Source organism: Pseudoprimorskyibacter insulae (genome assembly GCF_900302505.1).
Lineage (GTDB): Bacteria > Pseudomonadota > Alphaproteobacteria > Rhodobacterales > Rhodobacteraceae > Pseudoprimorskyibacter > Pseudoprimorskyibacter insulae.
Window position 1 is genome coordinate 1 of sequence record NZ_OMOJ01000025.1, and the last position, 1,340, is coordinate 1,340.

Genomic DNA, 1,340 nt, shown 5'->3' on the forward strand with positions numbered 1-1,340 from the left:
GTCAACCGCGCCTGTGAGGCGGCCGAGGAGGCGTTTTGGTCCTACGGCTACAGCACGCGTGCGGAACGGGCGGCGTTTTTGAACGCCATCGCCGATGAGATTGAGGCGCGCGGCGATGCCATCACCCAGATCGGCACGCAGGAAACCGGTCTGCCCGAGGCCCGCCTTCAGGGCGAACGGGGCCGGACCACAGGCCAGCTGCGCCTGTTTGCCAGCCATATTCTGGCGGGCGATTATCTGGACCGCCGCCATGACGCGGCACTGCCTGACCGTGCGCCCCTGCCGCGCCCGGATCTGAAGATGGTGCAGCGCCCGATCGGCCCTGTGGCCGTGTTTGGTGCGTCGAACTTCCCCCTCGCGTTTTCAACTGCGGGCGGCGACACAGCGGCCGCGTTGGCCGCCGGTTGCCCGGTGGTCGTCAAAGGCCACAGCGCCCACCCCGGCACGGGTGAGATCGTGGCCGAAGCCATTCATGCGGCGATCAAGTCATGCAACCTCCATCCTGGTGTGTTCAGCCTGATTCAGGGCGGCAAGCGGGACGTTGGCACAGGACTCGTTACGCATCCGTTAATTAAGGCCGTGGGATTCACCGGATCTTTGGGCGGGGGCCGCGCGCTGTTCGATTTGTGCGCCAGCCGCCCCGAGCCGATCCCGTTTTTCGGGGAATTGGGCTCGGTTAACCCGATGTTCATCCTTCCCGAGGCACTGTCGCAGCGCGGCGCCGGAATCGGGGAAGGCTGGGCCGGATCGCTGACCATGGGCGCGGGTCAGTTCTGTACCAACCCCGGTATCTCGGTCGTCATCGACGGGCCGGATGCGGATGCCTATGTCGCGGCGGCGACGGCGGCACTTGGCGGCGTTGGCGCGCAGACCATGCTGACCGACGGGATCGCCAGCGCCTATCGCGCGGGTCGTGACCGGGTGGCCGGATCGGCGGGCGTGCAGGAGGTGCTGACCTCGGTCTGCGATCTGCGCAACGCGACGCCGTACCTGTTTGCCACCACTGGCAAGGAATGGCTGGCAAACGACGACCTGGGCGAAGAGGTGTTCGGCCCGCTTGGCCTGATCGTCCGCGTCGCGGATGAGGCTGAGATGCTGCAAATCGCCCGCAGCCTGCATGGCCAGCTGACCTGCACGCTGCATATGGATGACGGCGACACCGCTCTGGCGCAGCGCCTGATGCCGGTTCTGGAACGCAAAGCCGGCCGCGTGCTGGCCAACGGATTCCCCACCGGGGTTGAGGTGGCCGACACCATGGTCCACGGCGGCCCGTACCCGGCCTCCACCAACTTTGGCGCAACCTCGGTCGGAACCCTGTCCATCCGCCGCTTCCTGCGCCC

General features: G+C 67.0%; 1 protein-coding gene. It reads left to right on the top strand.

Annotation, left to right across the window (positions count from 1 at the left end):
- Positions 1-1,340, top strand: a 1,340-nt coding sequence (locus tag PRI8871_RS19390; protein WP_108887812.1) for an aldehyde dehydrogenase (NADP(+)), incomplete at both ends; no start/stop codon positions are given.